General features: G+C 55.5%; 19 protein-coding genes. 4 read left to right on the top strand and 15 right to left on the bottom strand.

Annotation, left to right across the window (positions count from 1 at the left end; all coding sequences use genetic code 11):
* Positions 1–23 precede the first annotated feature (23 nt).
* From NYE85_RS18900 to ansB, 8 genes are all read right to left on the bottom strand, one after another.
* Positions 24–2279, bottom strand: a complete 2256-nt coding sequence (locus NYE85_RS18900) for a ComEC family protein (protein WP_259006225.1) — start codon at positions 2277–2279, stop codon at positions 24–26.
* Between the two features lie 283 nt (positions 2280–2562).
* Positions 2563–2847 carry an integration host factor subunit beta gene (gene ihfB / locus NYE85_RS18905; RefSeq protein ID WP_015671760.1) on the bottom strand — a complete coding sequence of 95 codons (285 nt, stop codon included), beginning with the start codon at positions 2845–2847 and terminating at the stop codon, positions 2563–2565.
* Between the two features lie 63 nt (positions 2848–2910).
* Positions 2911–4584 carry a 30S ribosomal protein S1 gene (rpsA, locus tag NYE85_RS18910; protein ID WP_259006226.1) on the bottom strand — a complete coding sequence of 558 codons (1674 nt, stop codon included), beginning with the start codon at positions 4582–4584 and terminating at the stop codon, positions 2911–2913.
* 194 nt (positions 4585–4778) lie between these two features.
* Positions 4779–5468: a (d)CMP kinase gene (cmk, locus tag NYE85_RS18915; protein WP_259006227.1), complete on the bottom strand. Its 690-nt coding sequence runs from the start codon at positions 5466–5468 to the stop codon at positions 4779–4781.
* A 268-nt stretch (positions 5469–5736) separates the two neighbouring features.
* Positions 5737–7023 (bottom strand): 3-phosphoshikimate 1-carboxyvinyltransferase, encoded by a 1287-nt coding sequence (gene aroA, locus NYE85_RS18920; protein WP_259006228.1) that lies wholly within the window; start codon positions 7021–7023, stop codon positions 5737–5739.
* 108 nt (positions 7024–7131) lie between these two features.
* The gene (gene serC, locus NYE85_RS18925) at positions 7132–8217 is read right to left on the bottom strand and encodes a 3-phosphoserine/phosphohydroxythreonine transaminase (RefSeq protein WP_259006229.1); all 1086 of its coding nucleotides are present in this window, start codon (positions 8215–8217) and stop codon (positions 7132–7134) included.
* Between the two features lie 249 nt (positions 8218–8466).
* Positions 8467–9159: a DUF421 domain-containing protein gene (locus NYE85_RS18930; RefSeq protein ID WP_259006230.1), complete on the bottom strand. Its 693-nt coding sequence runs from the start codon at positions 9157–9159 to the stop codon at positions 8467–8469.
* A 93-nt stretch (positions 9160–9252) separates the two neighbouring features.
* Positions 9253–10299 (bottom strand): L-asparaginase 2, encoded by a 1047-nt coding sequence (gene ansB / locus NYE85_RS18935; RefSeq protein ID WP_259006231.1) that lies wholly within the window; start codon positions 10297–10299, stop codon positions 9253–9255.
* 148 nt (positions 10300–10447) lie between these two features.
* On the opposite strand from ansB, the gene ycaO reads away from it, so the two are divergent.
* From ycaO to pflA, 4 genes are all read left to right on the top strand, one after another.
* Positions 10448–12211: a 30S ribosomal protein S12 methylthiotransferase accessory factor YcaO gene (gene ycaO / locus NYE85_RS18940; protein WP_259006232.1), complete on the top strand. Its 1764-nt coding sequence runs from the start codon at positions 10448–10450 to the stop codon at positions 12209–12211.
* A gap of 436 nt (positions 12212–12647) precedes the next feature.
* On the top strand, positions 12648–13505 hold the full coding sequence (focA, locus tag NYE85_RS18945; protein ID WP_259006233.1) for a formate transporter FocA: 858 nt from the start codon (positions 12648–12650) through the stop codon (positions 13503–13505).
* A 52-nt stretch (positions 13506–13557) separates the two neighbouring features.
* Entirely contained in the window at positions 13558–15840 is a 2283-nt protein-coding gene (gene pflB, locus NYE85_RS18950; RefSeq protein ID WP_259006234.1) for a formate C-acetyltransferase, read from the top strand.
* 298 nt (positions 15841–16138) lie between these two features.
* Positions 16139–16879: a pyruvate formate lyase 1-activating protein gene (pflA, locus tag NYE85_RS18955; protein ID WP_004964954.1), complete on the top strand. Its 741-nt coding sequence runs from the start codon at positions 16139–16141 to the stop codon at positions 16877–16879.
* A 52-nt stretch (positions 16880–16931) separates the two neighbouring features.
* Here pflA and NYE85_RS18960 read toward each other — a convergent pair whose 3' ends face one another.
* The 7 genes from NYE85_RS18960 to ynfE form a co-directional block, all read right to left on the bottom strand.
* Positions 16932–18077, bottom strand: coding sequence for an MFS transporter (locus tag NYE85_RS18960; protein ID WP_259006235.1), 1146 nt, complete (start codon positions 18075–18077; stop codon positions 16932–16934).
* 119 nt (positions 18078–18196) lie between these two features.
* Positions 18197–18760: a 4Fe-4S dicluster domain-containing protein gene (locus tag NYE85_RS18965; protein ID WP_259006236.1), complete on the bottom strand. Its 564-nt coding sequence runs from the start codon at positions 18758–18760 to the stop codon at positions 18197–18199.
* Positions 18760–19368: a Tat proofreading chaperone DmsD gene (gene dmsD, locus NYE85_RS18970; protein WP_259006237.1), complete on the bottom strand. Its 609-nt coding sequence runs from the start codon at positions 19366–19368 to the stop codon at positions 18760–18762. Before dmsD ends, NYE85_RS18965 begins: the two co-directional genes overlap by 1 nt.
* A 135-nt stretch (positions 19369–19503) precedes the next feature.
* The gene (locus tag NYE85_RS18975; RefSeq protein WP_259006238.1) at positions 19504–20364 is read right to left on the bottom strand and encodes a dimethyl sulfoxide reductase anchor subunit; all 861 of its coding nucleotides are present in this window, start codon (positions 20362–20364) and stop codon (positions 19504–19506) included.
* A 1-nt stretch (position 20365) separates the two neighbouring features.
* Positions 20366–20983: a DMSO/selenate family reductase complex B subunit gene (locus NYE85_RS18980; RefSeq protein WP_259006239.1), complete on the bottom strand. Its 618-nt coding sequence runs from the start codon at positions 20981–20983 to the stop codon at positions 20366–20368.
* Between the two features lie 10 nt (positions 20984–20993).
* Positions 20994–23447: a dimethylsulfoxide reductase subunit A gene (dmsA, locus tag NYE85_RS18985; RefSeq protein ID WP_259006240.1), complete on the bottom strand. Its 2454-nt coding sequence runs from the start codon at positions 23445–23447 to the stop codon at positions 20994–20996.
* Between the two features lie 84 nt (positions 23448–23531).
* Complete coding sequence (ynfE, locus tag NYE85_RS18990) at positions 23532–25982, bottom strand: selenate/tellurate reductase subunit YnfE (RefSeq protein WP_259006241.1); 2451 nt, start codon at positions 25980–25982, stop codon at positions 23532–23534.
* Between the last annotated feature and the right edge of the window lie 157 nt (positions 25983–26139).

Genomic DNA, 26139 nt, shown 5'->3' on the forward strand with positions numbered 1-26139 from the left:
ATTGGAAGAAATAGCGGCCCATTTTACTCATTATCCCTCTCTACGCCAAACCGCTGATGGTACCAACGGGGCATTAATTGTTCTCGAAAGCCATTAATTTGCCAATCATTGACGAAAAAAAGCACGCTGAGCTGTCCGGAACGCGACGTATCATGCCAACGGATGTTGTTTTTCCGGTAACGACCGATGATTTTTTCTGCGGGTAAGCGCCAAACATTATAGCGAGAAGCCGAAGCCAACGCCGCTTTCGGTGCCACCGCCCGTAAAAAAGACGGCGTTGACGAGGTTTTGCTGCCATGATGCGGCACCTGCAACAAGGTGGTGGGCAAGTTGGCCCGCTGGCGCAGCAGCGCCGCTTCTCCTTTGGCTTCCAGATCGCCGGTAAGCAAAACGCTGTGCCGCCCGTCATCCAGGCGAATAACGCAAGAATCATCATTGGCGGCATAATTCACCCGCCGTGGTGGCCACAGCGCCTTGATGCGCAACCCCTGCCATTGCCACTGCTGCCCCTGTATACATGGCAAGTGTCCAGCATCGCTCAGCGGTGAGTGAACACTGGCTTGCGGGAATGCCTGCAGCAACTCCGGCAACCCACCGATATGATCCAGATGACTATGGCTGATAAAGATATGTTCCAGTTGCAAGCCTCGCCAGCGCAAATACGGCAATATGATACGCTGTGCGGCGCTGCCGGTACTCCAACGATTGCCGCTATCATAGATGACGGCCTTGCCATTGCGCTCGATTACCACTGCCAGGCCATGCCCCACGTCCAGCATATCAAGCCGCCAACGGTGTTCCGCCGGACGCTCGCGCCACAACAGGCATGCGAGAACTAGCGCAGCGCCCCCCGCCGGGTAACTGCGCCACCAGCCGAAACGCCACGCCGCCACGCTCAACCACCCCAGCACGCTGAACTGCATCAGCCCCGAACTGATGCGTACCCACCCCTGCTCCAGCCAGCACAGTGGCCAAAGCGCCCAAACCAGCGTTTGATTGGCTGCCAACCATAAAGACTCGCCCAGCATCGGCACATTGTTCAACACCACAGCGGTAAGAATCAGCGGTACCGACAGTAACGAAACGATCGGTACAGCCCATAGGTTCGCCGGCAGCGAGGTCCAGGACACCCCTTGAAACAGGCCAAACTGCATTGGCAGCAGTAATAGTGTCATCCCCAGTTGGATGTGCAGCCAGCGTAACGGTGCCCAATACCAGACCGCGCTAAAGCGCCGGGGTAGCGGTGCCCATTCGAACCAGAAAATCAGCGCGGCAACCGCCAGTGCCGACAGCCAAAAGCTGTCGGATAATATAGCCAGCGGATCGCTCAACAGGAGCAGACAAATACACCACAGCCACACCTGCCAGGAGGAGCAGCATATGCCGCGCATGCGTAATATTACCCACAGCGTCAAGGCGATCGCAGCGCGCAACGCCGGCGGATGACCGCCGGCCAACCAGGCGTACCCCAACGCCGCACCTGTGCCAATCACCAACGGCAAACGGTAGCCAATCCAGCGCCCAGGCAGTAAAGCCTGCCATAAACGCGCCAGTCCCCAGATCATCATAGCGGCCAGAGAAATATGCAGGCCTGAAATCGCCATCAAATGAGCGATACCGGTTTTCAGTAGTCGTTCACGCACCTGTTGAGCAACCTGCGCCCGTTCACCAAAGGCCAGCGCCAGCATGGTGCCTCGATGTTCCAGGGCGCCGATGCGTCGCTCTACCGCGGTGATGATGCGTTGCCGCAAGCCACACTGCCCATCAAGCGGCCTGGCGGCGTGAATGTAACCGGTCAGTGGCTGGCGTCGGGCGATCGCCCAACGCTGGCTATCGAATCCTCCCTGATTGAGGTTGGCGTGTACCGGCCTGAAACCAACCCTCAGCAGCCATCGCTGGCCGGCGCACCAGTCAGGCGTTTTCAAACGGGCATTGAATGACAGCGCGGGAAAAATCCAGCGTTGGCCAACCTGCTCAATCCTGAAAAGAATTTTGGCCGGTTCGCTACCCGTCAGTTTAACGCTGCTGACGGTTGCGACTACCTCAACGGTTTTTTCGCTGAGAGTGGTAATCTGCTGCATGACGACGTTTGCGCTCCAGCACGCAAATACCAGCCCACAAAGCGCCCATGCCATCGTTTGGCATAACGCGCTGCTGGTTTGTCGCCATAACCAAACCATCAGCGTCGCCAATCCCAACAGAATTGGCCAGGTGGGCAATTGCGGCATAAACAAGATCGGCAACATGCCGGCCACCACGGCGATGGCGGCAATATCCATTGACAGTCTGATAGGTTTCTCCCAGACAAAAGGTGGCTATAACCGGATGTTACGTCGGGGCGACCTGGTGTGCTGGGGGATAAAACCTACCGCGGAATACGGTGCGCAAACTGTTAGCTGACGGCGTGGCTTGCACCAGGAAAATGCTTGCTGTGTCGCATAACCAACGGCGCGACAATGATAGGTGACCGAAAAGGCAGGGATAAATTACAGCTAAAAAAAAACGGCGCCCAAAGGCACCGTTTTATTTTTTACAAGCAACAACTCTATGGTCAATCAGACATCAGCCATAGATATTGGCGCGGTCACGTAACTCTTTACCTGGTTTAAAGTGAGGGACGTACTTGCCATCCAGTTCAACCTTGTCACCGGTTTTTGGGTTACGACCTACGCGCGGAGCACGGTAGTGAAGAGAAAAACTGCCGAATCCGCGGATCTCGATGCGCTCGCCATCGGCCAATGTCGCAGCCATATGCTCAAGCATCTCTTTCACTGCATCCTCAACGGCTTTCGCCGGGATATGAGATTGCTGGCCAGCAAGTCTTTCAATAAGTTCAGACTTGGTCATTGTTCCTCCAAGCTTTGCAGCTAAACTACCGTATCAGGGCGGTCAGAGACCGCCCCACCGTCATTACTCGCCTTTAGCCGCTTTGAAGGCTTCAGCCATAGCGTTGGAGAAGTTGCTTTCTTCCTGTTTGTTGTTAACAGTAGCGATAGCATCTTTCTCGTCAGCTTCGTCCTTAGCACGTACGGACAGGCTTACAACGCGGTTCTTACGGTCAACACCGGTGAATTTGGCTTCAACGTCGTCGCCTACGTTCAGAACCAGAGTTGCATCTTCAACACGGTCGCGAGAGGCTTCAGATGCACGCAGGTAACCTTCTACGCCGCCTGCTAATTCAACTGTAGCACCTTTAGCGTCAACTGCGGTGACTTTACCAGTAACAATAGTACCTTTCTTGTTCATAGACAGGTAGTTATTGAACGGGTCTTCAGCCAGTTGCTTCACGCCCAGGGAGATACGCTCGCGCTCTGCGTCAACTTGCAGAACCACAGCTGCGATTTCGTCGCCTTTCTTGTATTCACGAACTGCTTCTTCGCCTGCAACGTTCCAGGAGATGTCAGACAGGTGAACCAGGCCGTCGATGCCGCCGTCCAGGCCGATGAAGATACCGAAGTCAGTGATAGACTTGATTTTACCTTCAACGCGGTCGCCCTTGTTGTGGGTTTCTGCGAACTGCTGCCATGGGTTGGATTTGCACTGCTTCAGGCCCAGGGAGATACGACGACGTTCTTCATCGATGTCCAGAACCATAACTTCCACTACGTCGCCCACGTTAACAACTTTGGACGGATGGATGTTTTTGTTGGTCCAATCCATTTCAGAAACGTGTACCAGACCTTCAACGCCTTCTTCGATTTCTACGAAGCAGCCGTAATCAGTCAGGTTGGTAACACGACCAGTCAGCTTGGTGCCTTCTGGGTAACGCTTCGCGATAGCAACCCATGGATCTTCGCCCAGTTGTTTCAGGCCCAGGGAAACACGAGTACGTTCGCGGTCGAACTTCAGCACTTTAACAGTGATTTCATCGCCCACATTGACGATTTCGCTTGGGTGCTTAACGCGTTTCCAAGCCATGTCAGTGATGTGCAACAGGCCGTCAACGCCGCCCAGATCAACGAATGCACCGTAGTCAGTGAGGTTCTTGACGATACCTTTGACTTCCATGCCTTCCTGCAGGTTTTCCAGCAGTTGATCGCGCTCTGCGCTGTTCTCGGACTCGATGACTGCACGACGAGAAACAACAACGTTGTTGCGTTTCTGATCCAGCTTGATGACTTTGAACTCAAGCTCTTTGCCTTCAAGGTGCAGCGTGTCGCGTACCGGACGCACATCTACCAGAGAGCCTGGCAGGAACGCGCGGATGCCGTTCAGCTCAACAGTGAAGCCACCTTTGACTTTGCCGTTGATAACACCGGTAACAGTTTCAGCGTCTTCGTAAGCTTTTTCCAGCGTGATCCAAGCTTCGTGACGTTTAGCTTTCTCACGGGACAGCAGGGTTTCACCGAAGCCGTCTTCTACTGCATCCAGAGCAACGTCAACTTCGTCGCCAACCTGGATTTCCAGTTCGCCCTGGGCGTTTTTGAATTGCTCAGTCGGGATGGCAGACTCGGACTTCAGACCGGCGTCAACCAGTACGATGTCTTTGTCGATAGCAACTACAACGCCACGAACGATGGAACCCGGGCGGGTTTCGATTGTTTTCAGGGATTCTTCAAAGAGTTGAGCGAAAGATTCAGTCATGTTGTTAATCTTCAGGGTTCTTTAGTTTAACGTCCATTTAGCGTCCCGCCGAATGGGGTTGTTTAACATACCCGGCCATTGGCTCCATGCCGACTGGGTTTAGGTTACAGGGGTAAAATTTTACCCGATATATCATGATACTGCTATGTCAATTCGATGACAAATTTGGCAAAAAGCCAAAAACGCCGCCGCGCTTATTGCTGCGGCAACGCCAAAACTTTATGCGCATATGCCAGCACACGCTGGATGACTTCGTCAATCGACATGCTGGTCGAATCCAGCACAAGGGCATCGGAAGCCGGCACCAGAGGCGCAATAGGCCGATTACGGTCACGGTCATCCCGTTCCTTTATCTCGGCTAAAAGACGTTCAAAGTTAACATTAAAGCCCTTTTCCTGCAACTGAAGCATGCGGCGGTGTGCGCGTTCTTCCGAACTGGCGTCAAGGAAAATCTTGACCGGCGCGTCGGGAAACACCACCGTGCCCATATCGCGGCCGTCGGCAATCAGGCCTGGCGCCTCGCGGAATGCCCGCTGGCGACGCAGCAGCGCCTCGCGCACCCGCGGAAAAGCGGCTGCCTGAGACGCGGTATTGCCTACGGTTTCGGTGCGGATTTCATTGCTGACATCCTCACCTTCCAAAATCACTTGCAGCTTGCCGTTTTCAGCAACAAAACGGACGTCGAGATGTGCGGCCAGCGGGACCAGCGCTTCTTCTGACGTGATATCAACCTGATGATGCAGCGCAGCCAGAGCCAGCACGCGATAGATTGCGCCGGAATCCAGCAAACGCCAGCCAAGGGATTCGGCCAATGCCTGGCACAAGGTGCCTTTGCCTGCGCCACCTGGTCCATCAACGGTTATCACCGGGGCTGTAGCCGTCATTTCTCTCTCCTTCGGGTAAAAAACCTCACAGGGACTCACCTGCCGCCAGCATTGCGGCAACGGCAAAATATACGCGTCCCTGCCGTCCAGCCCAATCGGGGCGGATTCGGTGGCGTATTATACGCGGGTATAGGATCAACTGTTACCCTGCATATCTCCGGTTGGCGAAAATAAGGCCACTGATGGGCAAAAAGTATAGAAGAAACAGGAAATTTGATGGATAAAAATAATAAAGGCCCGTTCAAGGGCCTTTATCAAACAGGATCCATTACGCCAATTGACTGATGCGCGCCAACTGATCGAAATAGTCGGGGAAGGTCTTGGCAGTGCATTTCGGATCAAGAATGGTCACCGGAGTGTCGGACAGCGCCACCAGCGAGAAGCACATCGCCATGCGGTGATCGTTATAGGTGCCGATTTCCGCAAACTGCAATTTGGCTGGCGGCACCACGTGAATGTAGTCTTCGCCTTCGTCGACCGTCGCGCCAACCTTGCGCAGTTCGGTGGCCATCGCCGCCAGACGGTCGGTTTCCTTTACCCGCCAGTTGTAGATATTGCGCAGCGTGGTTGGGCCGTTGGCAAACAACGCGGCAGTAGCGATGGTCATTGCGGCATCCGGGATATGGTTCATGTCCATATCTATGCCATTCAGCTCACCACGGCGACATTCGATGAAATCATCACCCCAGGTAATATGCGCACCCATTTTCGCCAGCACATCGGCAAATTTGGTATCGCCCTGCACGCTGTGGGTACCAATACCGGTTACGCGCACCGTACCGCCCTTGATCGCCGCCGCCGCCAGAAAATACGAGGCCGAAGACGCATCGCCTTCTACCAGGTAATCGCCCGGTGACACGTAGGTTTGCTGCCCACCAATGTGGAACACGCGATAATTCTCATGGCTGATCTCAACCCCGAAGGTGCGCATCAGGTGCAGCGTGATGTCGATATACGGTTTGGATACCAGCTCGCCCTTGATATGAATATGCGTATCCTGCTCAGCCAGCGGTGCGGTCATCAGCAGCGCGGTGAGGAACTGGCTGGAAACGCTGCCGTCGACGCTAACGTTGCCGCCGCTGAAGCCGCCACGCAGTCGTACCGGCGGATAGTCGGTCTGTTCCAGATAGTCGATTTGCGCGCCGCCCTGACGCAAGGCGTCAACCAGGTGGCCGATTGGCCGCTCTTTCATGCGCGGTTCACCGGTCAGCACCACCTCGCCGTTGCCCAGGCACAATGCCGCAGCCAGCGGACGCATGGCGGTGCCGGCATTGCCAAGGAACAGCTCCAGCGGCTGTTTGGCCACCAGCGGCCCGGCGACGCCGTCGACCGTACAAACGGTGCGATCGGCAGACAGCTGATAGCTTACCCCCAACGCCTGTAACGCGTTCAGCATGTGCCGCACGTCATCGCTGTCCAGCAGGTTGGTCAGCCGGGTAGTGCCCGCCGCCAGCGCCGCCAGCAGCAGAGCCCGGTTGGAAACGCTCTTGGAGCCGGGTAAGTTGACGGTGCCATTGACCAAAGCAACCGGTTGTAACGTCAGGGAATCCACCATGTGAACAAAACTCTCCAAATCTGATAAACGAAACGGCTCCGGGGATCATGCCGGAGCCGCTTTATTGCAACAACAGCCAACCTCGCCCACTATCAGGGGCGTCGATGCTCAACCATGGCGGCGTTCAAAGTCCACCATAAAATCAGTCAATGTTTGCACGCCAGCCAGCGGCATCGCATTGTAAATAGAGGCGCGCATGCCGCCGACCACGCGGTGACCTTTCAGCGCCTGCAAGCCAATGGCTTCGGCTTCGCTGAGGAACAGCGAGTCCAACGCCGCGTCGGCCAGTTGGAACGGCACGTTCATCCACGAGCGGTTGGCACTCGCCACCTGACTACGATAAAAGTCGGAACCGTCGATAGTGGCGTACAGCAGATCGGCTTTGGCCCGATTGCGTTTTTCCATCTCGACCAGCCCACCCTGTTCCTTCAGCCACTTGAACACCAGACCGGAAAGATACCAGGCGAACGTCGGCGGCGTGTTGAACATCGAGTCGTTTTCGGCCAATACGGTGTAATCAAGAATGGAAGGGACTTCACGACGCGCCTTGCCCAGCAGATCGTCACGCACGATCACCAGCGTCAGTCCGGCCGGACCAATATTCTTCTGCGCGCCGGCATAAATTACGCCGAAGCGGCTAACATCCAGCGGACGGGAAAGAATGGTCGATGAATAATCGCCGATCACCACTTTGTCGCCGAAGTTTGGCGTTTCATCGATGGCAACGCCGTCGATGGTTTCATTTGGGCAATAGTGAACGTAAGCCGCGTCATCGCTGAGCTGCCACTGGCTCATCGGCGCAATGGCGCGCAGGCCGTCAACGGTGGTTTTAACGTCAATCACGTTTGGCGAACAGTACTTTTTCGCTTCGTTGATCGCGCTGTGCGCCCAATAACCGCCGTCAATGTAATCGGCGGTTGTCTGCTCGCCGAGCAGGTTCAACGGCAGCGCGGCGAATTGCGCACGCGCGCCGCCGTGGCAAAACAGGACTTTATAGTTGGAGGGGACTTTCAGCAGGTCGCGCAGATCCTGTTCGGATTGCTCGGCCACCGCGATGAACTCTTTACTGCGGTGACTGATTTCCATCACCGATGTACCGAGGCCGTGCCAGTTGCACAGTTCCTGTTCCGCGCGACGCAAAACTTCCACCGGCAGCATAGCCGGGCCAGAACTAAAATTATAAACCTGAGTCATTTCCCCTCACCACATTCACTATTTCGCCAATCAGCTTGGCTAACCGAAATACACCCCTGGCCGGATAATGTGATATCCAGCACATCGGTTTTATCACTCGCGCCCCCCCGCTGCAACGCTTATTCGCCCGACGGCGGGAAACAGCCTACACCGGCGGTAACAGCCTCTGCCATACGATGACCATTTTCTGCGATAAAACGCTATGACGCCGGCCAATTCAGCGGCTTATCACGGTTTTTTATGCTGTATTCAGCCAACTCGTCGATGAGAAAGTGCGGCGATCCAGCGGTCGTTCTTACAGCGAGGACATTGATGCTGTTGCGTACTGAGCAACGGTGCAATCATGCCACAAATACTGCACGCGAAATCGCCGTCCTGCTCAACCCGATTGACGGCGGTCACGCACTGCGATGGCAACACCGGCAAACCGGGCCGAACCTGGTCAGGCTCGTAAAAATAGACCGAAATGCCGCCATTGACTTCCAGGATCGCCAGCCGCACCTGTCCCAGGTGCTCGACGCCGGCCTGTCGCAGCTCCATAAAGAATTCGTCATGGGTGATGTTCTCCTGGCTCATGGTATCCCAGGCGAATACCCCTTCGTCGACCAGTATCAGCGCCCGCCCCTCCATCCAGTCTTGCACTTTGCGGTGGCGGTCCATCAGAAAAGTAGAAACCCGGTATAGCACCATGATACTGACAAATACCGTCAGCACCGGCAACAACGGTACGTCATGATAGAAGGTCACGTCTCCGGCGGCGGACCCCAACGTCAGGATAATCAGCACTTCAAACAGTGACATCTGCCGGACGCCACGGCGTCCCGACATTTTTAGAAACAGGAACACCAGCAGAAAGGTAAACAGGCTACGCGCCGCCACCTCCGCCAGAAACGCCACGGATGTTTCATCAAACGCCATACGCTTGATATCGAACGCACGCATGCGGACCACTCCTCCAGCAACAAAGATGCCTTATAGCTTAGCCGTTGCGTTGACATTGAGAGATGCACGCCCTGACAGAGCGCGCTCCAGTTCTCAATATTGGTTAAACAGTTGCTGTATCCGGCTGGCGTCTTTGGTCTGCGTCAGCGCCAGCTGCAACAAAACGCGCGCTTTTTGCGGATTGAGCGCACCGGCAGCAACAAAACCGTATTTTGCATCATCGACTTCTGCATCTTCGGTGGTGGCTCCCCCCGGCACCCGAGAGGCACGTACTACCGCCACGCCGTGGTGCGCCGCGCTCGCCAGCGTGTCGAAGACGGTTTTATACAGGTTACCGTTACCCACGCCGGCGCTGATAATCCCCTGATAACCTTCGGCGATCAACGCCTTGGCCGGCGCATCGGACGCGTTGGCATAGTTGTAGATGATGCCGACCTTTGGCAGGGTATCCAGCTTGCTGACGTCAAATGGCGTCGCGGTGGTGTGTTTACGCTGCGGCGTGCGCTGGTAATCAATTTTCCCGTTGTGGATGTAACCCAACGGACCAAAGTTCGGCGACTGGAAAGTTTGCACCGCAGTGGTGCTGGTTTTGGTCGCGTCGCGGGCATCCAGCACCGTTTCATTCATGGCCACCAGCACTCCCCGGTTGGCGGATTGCGGATCGGCGGCCGTCAGCACCGCGTTATACAGATTGAACGGGCCATCGGCGCTCATCGCCGTTGCCGGGCGCATCGCGCCGACCATCACCACCGGCTTGTCACACTTCACCGTCAAATCGAGAAAATACGCGGTTTCTTCCAGCGTATCGGTACCGTGCGTGATGACAAAGCCATCGGTCTTGGCGCAGTCGGCGTTGATTTTCTTTGCCAGCGTTAGCCACACCTGGTCATTCATGTCCTGTGAGCCAATGCTGACCAGCTGTTCCCCCTGCACATTCGCCAACTGTTTCAACTGCGGCACCGCACTCAGCAGGGCATCAATGCCCAGCTTCCCGGCGGTATAACTGGACTGGGTCGCTGATTTGCCACCGCCGGCAATGGTGCCGCCGGTGGCCAGAATGGTAATCGACGGCAATGCCAGCGCCGCCCCGCTAAATCCGGCCAACAGCCCCGCCAGCACGCTGATTTTCATTGATTTCATTCGCTTTCTCCATGATGAATAATGCGCTGGATTATCACCTTTGCCACGATGAAAACTGTGAGCCCCCCGGCGCTTTAGGAATACATGGAGCTGGCAGACAAAAACCCGTATCATTGCGCGTTTTTGGTACGCTCAAAAAGTGAAGACAATGACGCAGACTTTTATCCCCGGTAAAGACGCGGCGCTGGAAGATTCCATCAGCCGTTTCCAACAGAAATTAAGCGATCTGGGTTTCAATATCGAAGAAGCTTCCTGGCTTAATCCGGTTCCACACGTTTGGTCGGTGCATATTCGCGATCGCGATTGCCCGCTGTGCTTCACCAACGGCAAAGGCGCCAGCAAAAAAGCCGCGCTGGCTTCCGCTTTGGGCGAATATTTCGAACGCTTGTCGACCAACTATTTCTTTGCCGACTTCTACCTGGGCAAGCAGATCGCCGAGGGTGATTTCGTGCATTATCCCAACGAGAAGTGGTTCCCGATCCCGGCGGATGATTCACTGCCGGCCGGTATCCTCGATCAGCGACTGCATGCGTTCTACAATCCTGAACAGGAAGTGCGCGCCAGCGAACTGATCGACCTGCAATCCGGCAACGGCGATCGCGGTATCTGTGCATTGCCGTTCACTCGCCAGTCCGACCAGGAAACGGTGTATATCCCGATGAACATCATCGGCAATCTGTACGTTTCCAATGGCATGTCGGCCGGCAACACCGCCAACGAGGCGCGTGTGCAAGGCCTGTCGGAAGTGTTCGAGCGCTATGTCAAAAACCGCATCATCGCCGAGTCGATCAGCCTGCCGGAGATCCCGGCCGAGGTGCTGAACCGCTATCCGGGGGTGGTCGAGGCCATCGCCAAGCTGGAAGAAGAAGGTTTCCCGATCCTGTCCTATGATGCTTCGCTGGGCGGCGACTACCCGGTGATCTGCGTGGTGTTGTTCAACCCGGCCAACGGTACCTGCTTTGCCTCGTTCGGTGCCCATCCCGATTTCGGCGTAGCGCTGGAACGCACCGTGACCGAGCTGTTGCAGGGCCGCAGCCTGAAGGATCTCGACGTGTTCACTGCGCCGACCTTCGATGATGAAGAAGTGGCCGAACACGCCAACCTCGAAACACACTTTATCGACTCCAGCGGCCTGATTTCCTGGGATATGTTCAAGCAGGATGCGGATTATCCCTTCGTTGACTGGAGCTTTAGCGGCAGTACCCAGCAGGAATTCGCGACCCTGATGGACATCTTCAAGAAAGAAGACGCGGAAGTGTACATCGCCGACTATGAGCATCTGGGCGTCTACGCCTGCCGCATCATCGTACCGGGGATGTCCGACATTTATCCGGCCGAGGATCTGCTGCTGGCCAACAACAGCATGGGTGCACATCTGCGCGAGCTGCTGCTGGCGTTGCCGGACAGCGACTGGGCACCGGAAGAATATCTGGCGCTGCTCGAACGTCTGGATGACGAAGGGCTGGATGATTTTACCCGCGTACGCGAACTGCTGGGCATTGCCTCCGGTAAGGACAACGCCTGGCACACGCTGCGTGTCGGTGAGTTGAAGTCGATGCTGGCGCTGGCCGGCGGCGATATGGAGCAGGCGCTAATCTGGACCGAATGGACGCAGGACTTTAACGCCTCGGTGCTCAGCCCACAGCGCAGCAACTATTACCGCTGTCTGCAAACGCTGCTGCTGCTCGCGCAGGAGCCAGATCGCGATCCGGCACAGTATTACGGTGCCTTTGTAAAGATGTACGGCCAGGAAACCGTTGATGCCGCCTCCGCAGCCATCAGCGGCGAAGCACGTTTTAACGGTCTGTTCGCCGTCGACGGCGATCTGCAGGCACTGCCGGCACATCAGGCGCTGTTGGCTGCCTACGAAAAATTGCAGCAGGCAAAACGTCGCCATTGGGCAAAAGCCTAACCAGCAGTCAGGCACCGACGGCGCGACCGGCGGTGCCCATCAATCGAGCCAGGATAAATACCACATGTTGCCGAGAAATCGGCGCATTTTTCATCGGTTGGCCATCTGCGGTACGCAGGCAAATTCCGCCGTTCGCAATGGCTGCGAAAAAGTTAAATCAAGGTTAATAAGCTGGTAACATTTCACCCTGCGACGGCGAAATAAATACAAAAAATTAACCATTAAAACAACCTCCCCTCCTCTTTATTCAAAAAATATTGCAAAGTTTAAAAAATATTTTTTATATTAAAAACAGATAGTTACGATCATTTTTGTCGAGTTTTTGGCGTTTCAAACCAGTCTACCTTGGCCCAACATGATCCAAATCAACTTTTACCGCATACCGCTTTGCTAGTATCTCATTGCGTTGTTATAACCCTTTTGAGCGAGAGCTAGCGTGAAAGCAGACAACCCTTTCGATCTGTTATTACCTGCCGCAACGGCGAAAGTCGCCGAAGATGCGGGCGTATATAAAGCGACCAAGCAGCCGCTAAAAACGTTTTATCTGGCTATTACCGCCGGCGTATTCATTTCAATTGCCTTTGTCTTCTATATCACCGCTACCACCGGCACCGCAGCAGTGCCCTTCGGCCTGGCCAAACTGGTCGGCGGTATCTGCTTCTCACTGGGATTGATGCTGGTGGTGGTCTGCGGCGCAGACCTGTTCACGTCCACCGTTCTCACCGTGATTGCCAAGGCCAGCGGCCGCATTACCTGGCGCCAATTGGCAACCAACTGGCTTAATGTCTATATTGGTAACCTGATCGGCGCGCTGTTCTTCGTCGCCCTGATGTGGTGTTCCGGCGAATATATGACGGCCAACGGCCTGTGGGGGTTGAACGTGTTGCAGACTGCCGATCACAAACTCCACCACACTTTTGTTGAAGCCGTATCACTCGGCATCCTGGCTAATCTGATGGTCTGCCTTGCGGTGTGGATGAGCTACTCCGGCCGCAGCCTGATGGACAAAATGTTCGCCATGGTACTGCCAGTCGCCATGTTCGTCGCCAGCGGTTTTGAGCACAGTATCGCCAACATGTTCATGATCCCGATGGGTATCGTAATCAAGCATCTCGCGGCGCCGGAGTTCTGGCAGGCCGTAGGAGCAACGCCCGAGCAATTCGCTCACCTGACCGTAAGCAATTTCATCATCGACAACCTGATTCCTGTCACCCTCGGCAATATCATTGGTGGCGGTCTGCTGGTTGGGTTGACTTACTGGGTAATATATCTGCGTGGTGATCGGCAGCACTGAGCCGCTATCGCAACGCCGGGTTCGAAATCCACAATTAGAAGGTAGGTGTACAATGACCGAACTTAACCAAAAGTTAGCCCAGGCCTGGGAAGGTTTCAGCAAAGGCGACTGGCAGAACGAAGTCAACGTCCGTGACTTCATCCAGAAAAACTACACGCCTTATGAAGGTGACGAATCGTTCCTGGCCGGCGCCACTCAAGCCACTACCACCCTGTGGGACCAGGTCATGGAAGGGATCAAACTGGAGAACCGCACTCATGCGCCGGTTGATTTCGACACCAACGTCGCCTCTACCATCATTTCTCACGACGCGGGCTACATCAACAAGAATTTGGAAACCATCGTTGGTTTGCAGACCGAAGCTCCGCTGAAACGTGCGCTAATTCCGTTTGGCGGCATCAAAATGGTTGAGGGTTCCTGCAAGGTCTATGGCCGCGAACTGGATCCACAGTTGAAAAAGGTATTCACCGAATACCGCAAAACCCATAACCAGGGCGTGTTCGATGTTTATACCAAAGACATTCTGAACTGCCGTAAATCCGGCGTACTGACCGGTTTGCCAGATGCCTATGGCCGTGGCCGCATCATCGGCGACTATCGCCGCGTAGCGCTGTACGGTATCGACTATCTGATGGCTGACAAGCTGAACCAGTTCAAGTCGCTGCAAGACAAACTGGAAAACGGCGAAGACCTGGAAATGACCATCCAGCTGCGCGAGGAAATTGCCGAGCAGCACCGTGCTCTGGGTCAAATCAAAGAAATGGCCGCCAAATACGGCTGCGACATTTCCCGCCCGGCCATCACCGCACAGGAAGCCGTACAGTGGACCTATTTCGGCTACCTGGCCGCGGTAAAATCCCAGAACGGCGCAGCCATGTCCTTTGGCCGCGTATCCACCTTCCTCGATGTCTACATCGAACGCGATCTCAAAGCCGGCAAACTGACCGAAGAGCAGGCACAGGAGCTGATTGACCACCTGGTGATGAAGCTGCGCATGGTGCGTTTCCTGCGTACCCCGGAATATGACGAACTGTTCTCCGGCGACCCAATCTGGGCCACCGAATCGCTGGCAGGTATGGGCGTTGACGGCCGTACGCTGGTCACCAAAAACAGCTTCCGCTTCCTGAACACCCTGTACACCATGGGGCCGTCGCCAGAACCTAACATGACCATTCTGTGGTCAGAAAAACTGCCGTTGAACTTCAAGAAATACGCGGCGAAGGTGTCTATCGATACCTCTTCCGTACAGTATGAAAACGATGACCTGATGCGTCCGGACTTCAACAACGATGACTACGCCATCGCCTGTTGCGTCAGCCCAATGGTGGTCGGCAAGCAAATGCAGTTCTTTGGTGCGCGCGCCAACCTGGCTAAAACCATGCTGTATGCCATCAACGGCGGCGTTGATGAAAAACTGAAAATGCAGGTTGGTCCAAAAGAAGCACCAATGATGGATGAGGTGCTGGACTATGACAAAGTCATGGATCGCATGGATCACTTTATGGACTGGTTGGCAAAACAGTACGTGACCGCGTTGAACATCATTCACTACATGCACGACAAGTACAGCTATGAAGCTGCGCTGATGGCTCTGCATGACCGTGACGTTTACCGCACCATGGCCTGTGGTATCGCCGGCCTGTCGGTCGCTGCCGATTCTCTGTCAGCCATCAAGTACGCCAAAGTCTCTACCATCCGTGACGAAGACGGCCTGGCCGTGGACTTTAAAATCGAAGGCGAGTATCCGCAATTCGGTAACAACGACGCCCGCGTCGATGACATTGCCTGCGATCTGGTAGAACGTTTCATGAAGAAAATTCAGAAACTGCGTACCTACCGCAATGCAGTGCCAACCCAGTCGGTACTGACCATTACCTCCAACGTGGTATATGGTAAGAAAACCGGTAACACGCCAGACGGTCGCCGCGCCGGCGCGCCATTCGGTCCTGGTGCCAACCCAATGCACGGCCGCGATCAGAAAGGCGCAGTGGCCTCGCTGACCTCCGTTGCCAAACTGCCGTTTGCCTACGCCAAAGACGGTATCTCGTATACCTTCTCCATCGTACCTAACGCATTGGGTAAGGATGACAACGTGCGTAAAGCCAACCTGGCGGGCCTGATGGACGGTTACTTCCACCATGAAGCGTCAATCGAAGGTGGCCAGCATCTGAACGTTAACGTCATGAACCGCGAAATGCTGTTGGAAGCCATGGAAGATCCTGAGAAATATCCTCAGTTGACCATCCGCGTCTCCGGCTATGCCGTTCGCTTCAACTCGCTGACCAAAGAGCAGCAACAAGACGTGATTACCCGTACCTTCACTCAGTCGATGTAATCCTCTGCCTGGCCGGGTGGATACCCCCTCTCGGCCAGACGATTGCTTACCGGGGCCGGATTTTCCGGCCTTTTTAACACACCATGCTCGCCCCTGACTCCGCAGAGTCTGTTTTGCCAGCGGTCTATAATCGATGGATATCCGGCAAAACAGTTATCCGGCAAACAGCCGGCCGACAGGTATCGTTCCACTCCGGCACTCGGGCACCGCCCTGCTGCCGCATCGCTGATCCCTGTCGACCACTACATGCCTACTTTTTAGACTGCGCCTGACAGTCAATTTTGGAGAAACCCCTGCAATGTCCGTGAAAGGTCGTATCCACTCATTCGAATCCTGTGGCACCGTTGATGGTCCAGGGATCCGCTTTATCGTATTCTTTCAGGGCTGCCTGATGCGCTGCCTTTACTGCCATAACCGCGACACCTGGGATACGCACGGCGGCAAGGAAGTCACCGTTGAAGAACTGATGAAGGACACCGTGTCCTATCGTCATTTTATGAACGCTTCCGGCGGCGGCGTTACCGCGTCCGGTGGTGAAGCCATTTTGCAGGCCGAATTCGTGCGCGACTGGTTCCGCGCCTGTCATCAGGAAGGTATCAATACCTGCCTGGACACCAACGGGTTTGTGCGTCGTTACGATCCGGTGATTGACGAATTGCTGGACACCACCGATCTGGTGATGCTCGATCTCAAGCAAATGAATGACGATATTCATCAGAATCTGGTTGGGGTATCCAATCACCGCACGCTGGAATTTGCGCGCTATCTGGCGAAACGCAATCAACGCACCTGGATCCGCTACGTGGTAGTGCCAGGCTGGTCAGACGATGACCGGTCTGCCCATTTGCTGGGCGAATTCACCAAAGACATGGCCAACATCGAAAAAATCGAGCTGCTGCCCTACCATGAGCTGGGTAAACACAAATGGGTGGCGATGGGTGAAGAGTACAAATTGGACGGCGTGCATCCGCCAAAAGCGGATACCATGGATCGCGTAAAGGGGATCCTGGAGAGTTACGGTCACACCGTAATGTATTAATTTCTCAAACAGGATCAAAAAACCCGGTGCCATTGCTCCGGGTTTTTTAGTTTCAGGCGGCAGCCAGCGGCGTGTGATGGCGATCCGGCCTCTTCAGCAGCATCATCAGATATACCAGCGCCACGGCCGCAATCATCACAAACAGCAGACGGTCGGAATAGTTCTGCATCAGCATCGCCGTCATGGATGGCCCCACCAGACTGCCGATGGTGTAACTCATCAACAGCGCCTGGTTCATCGCCACCAGCTCATGCGGCATCGCCTTCTCACAGGCCCAGGACATCGCCACCGGATACAGGGTGAAACCGGCACAGCCGAGGATAAACAGAGACGGTGCCATCGCGTAGTTGCCCAGCATCGCCACGCTGGCCAGAATCACCACGAAGACCTGAATACGCAACACCAGCAACCGACCGTAGCGATCGGCCATGCGCCCGACCGGCCACTGCCCGACGATGCCGGAGCTGACCAGCAATGCCATCCAGTAACCGACGTTGGCATCACTAAAACCCTGATGCGACAAATACAACGGCATTAACCCATACAGAGAACCGAGTACAATGCCGGAAATAATGCAACCATTGATGCCAAGACGTGCGCTGCGGCGCTTCAGCATCGGCCAGACCGCCGCTTGCTGCGGTTCATCTTCCGTACGGTTAACCCGCGCAAACAACATCGGCAGCATGGCGGTGATCACCAAGGCGGTGACCCAAGGCAATACGCTGAGCAACTGGGTAGGCAGCATGCTCAGCAGCAGTTGGCCCAGCACCGTACCAAGGTAATACACCATCATATAGGCAGCCAACAGCTGGCCGCGATTGCTCAGGTTGCCGCTGCGCAGCAAGGCACTTTCAACGATAACCCAAATCCAGGAACACCCTACGCCGGCAAAGAAACGCCAGCCCATCCAGCTCCAGAAATCCAGGGAAAGCGCCATACCGGCGGTTGCAACGGCAAAAACCAGACAGGCAAGATGATAACTACGGGTGAAACCAATACGCTTGATCAGTTTACCTGCTACCAGGGTGCCCGCCAGATTGCCGGTAAAATAAGCAGAACCTATCATCCCGACTTGCCAGGTTGACAATTGAGCATGATTTAACCAAAGGGGAACTAAAGTATTTAAAACAGCAATTGAAACCGTAAGCAACAATAAGCCACAGAGCAGGAGTAGCACTGGGCGAGAATATGCGGACATAGTGAATGGGGACCGAACACGCAATGAGAATGCGCGCATCATGCCACTGGCGATAAAAAAGTCAATCAGCTAATCAATGACGACAGCACAATATGTTTATTAAATTTCTGGTGTCTCGTTCACAGGCTGGTTGGCAGGCGTTTTTCGCCGGTGGGCACCAGCAAAATATGACCATGAAAGCAGGACAATTTGCACAGGCCGCAACCATTGCATTGCCGATCGTCGCACTGCCACTGCCCTTCGCCGTGGACCGTCTGGTTGAATGACAACGCCCGTTGCGGACAGCTGATGGCACACATCCGGCAGCTGTCACGCAGCCCCAGGCAGCTCGCACTGATTTGTGGCCGCAGGGTAGTGTCGCCTGGCATGCCGGCGCGTAACGCGCCGGTCTGGCAAGCCGAGGTGCATTTCAGGCAATGATCGCACTCGGTAAACTCAACGTTGAGCACTACCTTGCCCTGCTGCACCGTCAATAACCCATACGGACAGGCGTCACTACAGTCACCGCAGCCGTTGCAGGCCGCGCAGAACAGCGCCTCGGGCAACGCTTGCGGTGGACGTGCGCTGGGCGGTAGCGCGCCCGGCGTGGGGGTAATCCCCGGCTGCCTGGCGCGCGCGACCCAACCGGTGAACAGCCGCCGACGCTGGCTGCCTTCAGCACTCAGGGGCTGTTCACTTTTCATCAGAAATACAGCTCCAGTTCGGCTACCGGCTCGCTGCATTCTTGCGCCCATGCGCTCAGCGTATTTTGCGCCAACTGCGCCAGTCCCAGATAGAACGGATGGGCAGCATGCTGTTCCAGCAAGCTCAGAAAACGTGGCGCCCAAGGCAACAGATGCTGGGCCAATAACTCCTGCAACAACCTGCCCTGTTGTTCTTCCGCCAGCCAGGCGGCCATCATCAGCAAGGTGCCAAGATGATCTTCCGGTTCGTTCTGTTCGCGTTGCGTATCAATACCATTGTTTCTCAACCACTTACGTAGCCGCAACGTAGAATCACCGAACAATACGCTCTCTTTATCCAGATAGACCGAGCCCCACGGCGGTGCCGGCAAGGCATAGGGTCCGACAAATAATCGTTGATAGGCCTCGGAAAGCGTCTCTGGCTGTTGATCCTTAATGCCTTCGGCTATCAGTTGCGCCGCAGCCTGGTTCTCACCATAAGGCCACTCCGTCAGCCAGGCCGGGTCTGCCATCGTTGCCAGCAAGGCGCGGCATTCATCACTCTCAGGCGGCGCATACAGCAATACGCCCAGCACACGGCCGGTTAACGCAATATTATCAAGCTTCATAAGCATCAGATTTCCATCAGGGCACCGTCAGTCGCCAACGTCCACACCGTTTTTTGCCGGACCGCCAACGGTCACGCCGCTGCTGCCGCAAAACGATGTAAAATCCAGTGGCGCAAACGGCACCCATAGTCAATATTAGCCTGCCACCGCCATACCGACGGTCATGTGCAGGCCGTAAAATACACCGCGGCCAATCAGTTCCCCGGCCACCACCAGTACCAAGCCGAGCGCTAACGCCGCCACGCTCGCGTTACCACGGCGTAACTGCGGGCAGATCCAGCAACCAAGCCCCAACGCCAGCAGTACCAAACGCCAGACCATTAACTGGCCATACTGCGGAATCAATGCTGACGCCTGCTGGACCGAACTGCTGATGGTCGCCAATTCACCACCCTGCATCATCGCTGCGCCCAGGCCGATCAGCAGGGCAACCACGCTGATAACCATCAGCGTGTTACGCCAGGCCAACGTCAGCCCGGCTGCCTGCAACAGCAGCATGCCCAGCATCGGCCCAGTGATAAACACCGTCAGGAAGAAGCCGAGCGTAGTGTAACCGTTATACCAGGTCGGCACCGTATCTATCTGATAGACCCGCGTCATGGCATAGACAAACAGCAGGCCCAGCAACATGGTCAGCCCCAGCCACAGCTTGCCCAGCGCTGGCGGCATCTTGTGCAATACCGCCAGCAGCCAGTAAATGCCACCCACGGCAAAGAACAGCGAACCGCTGGCAATTTCATTGCTCAACGCCGAAGCGCCCACGCGATTGAGCGAGTTAAACGCCCGCAGCGGCGAGCCGAGGTGCAGAACGGAAGCAACAAAGGCAAGCCCCATCAATAGCCATAGAAAGAACATCGAACGATGCAGCGCCTGCGTTTCGCGCTCGGTCAGTTGCCCTTTAATCAGCGCCAATCCCATCACCAGCACGCCCCCCACCACGCATTGGCCTAATACCGTAAACAGCATCAGCGGCCATTCATGCCATCCCATACCCATGTCAAACCTCCTTCGGATTGGCCAGATGACCAGTAGTGTCGCCGGTTGGCCGACTGTTGGCGTTCGGTTTGAGCACAATGCTCGGCTTAGTGAAATGTGCCGCCGGCAGCGGAGCAACCTGCGCTAACTGACCATGCTGTTGGCGCAATTCGTCAATCGGACCAAAGTCCAGCGCACGCAGGGGACAGGACTCTACGCAAATCGGTTTCCTGCCGTCCGCCACCCGCTGATAGCAACCATCACACTTGGTCATATGCCCTTTGGCGGCGTTGTACTGCGGCGCGCCATAGGGGCAGGCCATATGGCAATATCGGCAACCAATGCAGACCTCTTCATTGACGACCACAAAGCCGTCATCGCGCTTGTGCATCGCCCCAGTCGGACACACTTGGGTACAAGCCGGTTGTTCACAATGGTTGCAGGCAATCGACAGGTAATAGGCAAAGACATTTTGCTGCCAGCCGTCCCCATCCTGCTGCCAATCGCCACCGGCATATTCATAAATACGGCGGAAGCTGACGTCAGGCGTCAGGTTTTTATAATCTTTGCATGCCAACTCGCAGGTTTTGCAGCCGGTGCAACGACTTGAATCAATAAAAAATCCGTATTGCGTAGTCATCAGCGACTCCTTAAACCTTGGCAACCTGTACCAGGTTGGTATGTGACGGGTTACCCTTCGCCAGTGGCGATGGCCGCTGGCTGGTCAGTACGTTAATGCTGCCGGCGTGATCGACACGGCTGCCATCCGGGGAATACCAGGCACCTTCACCCAGCGCCACCACCCCCGGTCGCATGCGCGGCGTGACCTTGGCATTAATCCGCACTTCACCACGCTGGTTGAAGACACGAATCAGATCGCCGTGGTTGATGCCACGTTGTTTGGCATCCAGCGGGTTGATCCACATTTCCTGGCGGCAGGCCGCTTGCAATACGTCGACATTGCCATAGGTGGAATGAGTGCGCGCCTTGTAGTGAAAACCGGTCAATTGCAGCGGATATTGGCCGGCCAACGGATCGTCGTAATTCTCGAAACCGGCGGCATAGACCGGCAAGGGGTGAATCACGTCGTCCTTGGCCAATTCCCAGTTGGCGGCCAGTTCGGCCAGTGCCGCAGAGTAGATTTCAATCTTGCCCGACGGCGTAGTCAGTGGATTAGCCAGCGGATCGGCACGGAAAGCGCGGTAGGCAACATGATGACCGTCCGGATCGCGTTGCTTGTAAATCCCCTGAGTCAGAAACTGTTCAAAGCTCGGCAACCCCGGGATCCTGTCGCGCGATTGTTGATACAGATGGCGCAGCCACTGTTCCTGGCTGCGCCCTTCGGTGAATGGTTGCTCAACCCCCATACGTTTGGCGAGCTCGCTGGTGATGTCATAAATGGTCTTGCATTCAAAACGCGGTTTGATTGCCTGATTGGCGAAAATCACATATCCCATATTGCCGCTGGAGGCATCCAGACAGAAATCCATCTGTTCTGACGCGGTGCAATCCGGCAGGATCAGGTCGGCATATTTCGCCGAAGAAGTCATGTGGTTATCAATTACCACGATCATTTCGCACTGTTGTTCATCCTGCAAAATGTCATGGGTACGGTTAATATCCGAATGCTGATTGATCAGGCAGTTACCAGCGTAGTTCCAGATGAACTTGATCGGCACATCCAGCTTGTCCTTACCACGCACCCCATCCCGTTTGGCGGTCATTTCCGGGCCACGCCAGATAGCATCGGTCCACAAGAACATCGAAATACTGGTTTTTACCGGATTTTCCAGCGTCGGCATTCGGACAAACGGCAGGCTGTACGACCCTTCTCGCGCACCGCTGTTCCCGCCGTTAATCCCCACGTTGCCGGTCAGGATCGCCAGCATGGCGATGGCACGAGTGGTGATTTCTCCGTTGGCATGGCGCTGCGGCCCCCACCCCTGACAGATATAAGCCGGTTTGCTGCTGCCGATCTCACGTGCCAGCTTGATGATGCGCGCTGCTGGAATACCGGTGATCTTTTCCGCCCAGGCAGGGGTTTTCTCGATGCCGTCGTCGCCCTGCCCCAGAATATAAGCCTTGTAATGGCCATTGGCCGGCGCACCGGCGGGCAAGGTTTTTTCATCGTAACCAACGCAATAGGTGTCCAGAAACGGCTGGTCGACCAGCTTTTCGCCGATCAACACGTGCGCCATACCGGCGACCAGTGCCGCATCAGTTCCTGGACGGATCGGGATCCATTCATCCTCACGGCCAGCAGCGGTATCGGTATATCTGGGATCAATGACAATCAGCCGCGCATTAGAGCGTTCGCGCGCCTGCTCCAGCAGATAAGTCACCCCGCCGCCGCTCATACGGGTTTCGCCGGGATTATTGCCGAACATCACCACCAGCTTGCTGTTTTCTATGTCGGTCGGGCTATTGCCGTCGGCCCAACCGCCGTAGGTGTAGTTGAGACCTGCGGCAATCTGTGCCGAACTGTAATCGCCATAGTGATTTAAATAACCGCCGCAGCAATTCATCAGCCGGGCGATCAGCGTCGCGCCCGGCGGCCATGAGCGGGTCATGGTGCCACCCAGGGTGCCGGTACCATAATTAAGGTAAATCGCTTCGTTGCCGTAATCGCGAATGATCCGCTGGAGGTTGTCGCTAACGCGCGCGAAGGCTTCCTCCCAACTGATGCGCTTGAATTTACCCTCCCCGCGCCTGCCGACCCGCAGCATCGGATACTTCAGTCGGTCTGGGTTATACACTCGACGCCGCATCGAGCGGCCGCGCAGACAGGCGCGCACCTGATGCAGTCCTTCATATTCATCGCTGCCGGTGTTATCGGTTTCGACGTAACAAATTTCACCGTCCGCCACATGCATGCGCAGCGGGCAACGGCTGCCACAGTTAACGGTGCACGCACTCCAGACAATCTGCTCATCGGGTTGAGAGCTTGTCGGCGCATTCGCGGCGTCCTGCGCCACCGCTCGACGCGTGAACGGCAGTGTAATGCCGCCAGCCATCAGTGCCAGACTGCCAATGGCGGTATTCTTCACCAATTTGCGCCTGGTGCACGCAAAACCGGACCGGGCTGGTGTTTCTTTTTCACTCATAATGATATCGCTCTGGGTTGCTTCAATTCGCCGCACTGCCAAGCTGCGGCAACAATAATTGCAAAAATGGGCGTCAACCCTCGGTTACAGCTTCTCGATTTGAATCAGATTGGTATGCTGCGGATTGCCTTTTGCCAGTGGCGAAGGCCGGTGAGTGGTCAGGGTGTTCATACAGGCGCCATGATCGATACGGTCGCCCTTCATGTTGGCCTGATGCCAGGCCCCCTGGCCCATGGCGACCACCCCGGGCATGATGCGTGGCGTCACTTTGGCGGCCACGCGTATCTCGCCGCGCTGGTTGAATACCCGCACCATATCGCCTTGCGCGATATTACGCGTTTGCGCATCCAGCGGGTTGATCCACACCTCCTGCCGGCAGGCAGCCTGCAACACATCAATGTTGGCGTAGGTAGAATGGGTGCGTGCCTTATAATGGAAACCAAACATTTGCAGCGGATAGTCCTGTCGCAGCGGATCGTCCCAACCTTCAAAGGTTGAAGCGTAAACCGGTAACGGACTGATGGTTTCGTCGGGTTGCAGTTGCCAACTACCGGCAATTTCGGCCAACCGGGCGGAATAGATTTCAATCTTGCCGGAGGGTGTTTTGAGCGGGTGGGTCTGTGGATCCTGGCGGAACTGCTGATAGGCAACAAAATGGCCGGCCGGATCTTTGCGCTTATAAATTCCCATCTGACGCAGCGCTTCATAGGACGGCAGTTGCGGATCGCGCGCCTGCATTTTGGCATACAGGTAGCGTAGCCATTGTTCCTGCGTGCGCCCTTCGGTGAATTTCTGATACACCTCCGGCCCCAGACGACGCGCTATTTCACTCATCACGGTATAAATTGGCTTGCGTTCAAACTTGGCGGAGGTGGCGGGCTGAATGAATATCAGATATCCCATATTGCCGGCATAGTCGTTGGGAATAATATCTTCCTGTTCGACGGTCATCAGATCAGGCAGTAGGATATCGGCGTATTTCGCCGAATCCGTCATAAAGTTTTCCAACACCACAATCATTTCGCACCGACCGTCATCCTGCAAAATTTCATGGGTTTTATTGATGTCCGAATGCTGATTGGTAAGGGTATTGCCAGCATAGTTCCAGATGAACTTGATAGGCACACCCAGCTTGTCCGCACCGCGCACGCCGTCGCCTGTAGCGGTCATGTCCTGCCCGCGCATGATGGCATCGGTCCAGCTAAAACAGGATATTTGCGTCTTAACCGGGTTTTCCAGTACCGGCATACGTTCGATAGTGATGGTATAGGTAGACTCGCGCGCGCCGCTATTGCCGCCGTTTATACCGACGTTACCGGTTAAAATAGGCAACATGGCGATGGCCCGTGCGGTCAACTCGCCGTTGGCCTGGCGCTGTGGCCCCCATCCCTGGGAGATATAAGCCGGCTTGGCGCTGCCAACCTCTCGCGCCAGCTTGATGATGCGTTCAGCAGGAATACCGGTGATCTTTTCCGCCCAGGCAGGGGTCTTTTCAATGCCGTCATCCCCCTGACCAAGGATGTAAGCTTTGTAATGACCGTTGGCTGGCGCACCGGCGGGCAAGGTTTTTTCATCATAGCCAACGCAATAGGTATCCAGAAACGGTTGATCGACCAGGTTTTCGCCGATCAACACGTGCGCCATGCCGGCAACCAACGCGGCGTCGGTACCCGGACGAATCGGGATCCATTCATCCTCACGGCCAGCAGCGGTATCGGTATAGCGGGGATCTATAACGATCATCCGCGCGTTGGAACGTTCGCGCGCCTGTTCCAGATAATAGGTGATGCCACCGCCGCTCATCCGGGTTTCAGCCGGATTATTACCGAACAGCACGACCAACTTGCTGTTTTCGATATCCGAGGTGCTGTTGCCCAGGTTACTGCCGTAGGTATATGGCATGGCGCAGGCGATCTGCGCGGTGCTGTAGGTGCCGTAATGGCTGAGAAAACCGCCGTAGCAGTTCATCAAGCGCGCCACCAGCGAGGCATAGGGGGATGAACGGGTGATATTGCCGCCGACGATGCCGGAAGTATAATTGATATAAACCGCTTTGTTGCCATAGCTGGCAACGATACGTTGCAGGTTGCTGACAATCTCGCTGTAAGCCTGCTCCCAGCTGATGCGTTTGAATTTGCCTTCGCCGCGTTTACCTACGCGCTTCATCGGGTAGTTGAGTCGTTCAGGGTGGTTCATACGACGCCGAATGGAACGGCCACGCAAACAGGCGCGAACCTGATGGTCACCATAACTGTCGGTACCGGTATTATCCGTTTCCACCCAGTAGACTTCGTCGTCACGCACATGCAGACGCAACGCACAACGGCTGCCGCAGTTAACCGAACACGCCCCCCACACCACTTTGTCCTCGACGGTTTTTTCCGCCGCATGACTGGCCTTTTCCGCCAGCACCCGACGGCTAAATGGCAATGATATGCCACCGGCGGCCAGTGCCAGCCCTGCCATCGAGCCGGTTTTCACCAATGTCCGACGACTGATTTCTCTGGTCAGCACTCTCGTTTTAGTTTCCGACATACGCTCACTCCAAATTTACCCCAACCCTGGGGAATGCCTTGTCTGATGATGCAGAGATGGCTGGAGGAGTGCTGAGAATGCGTCTGTAATTTTATTGCAACGAAATACCCCCTCCATAACGAGGGATATTACCCAGAAATGAGTAGCAAACTTTGTT

This window comes from Serratia sp. AKBS12 (genome assembly GCF_024793895.1).
In the GTDB taxonomy this organism is placed as follows: Bacteria; Pseudomonadota; Gammaproteobacteria; order Enterobacterales; family Enterobacteriaceae; genus Serratia_F.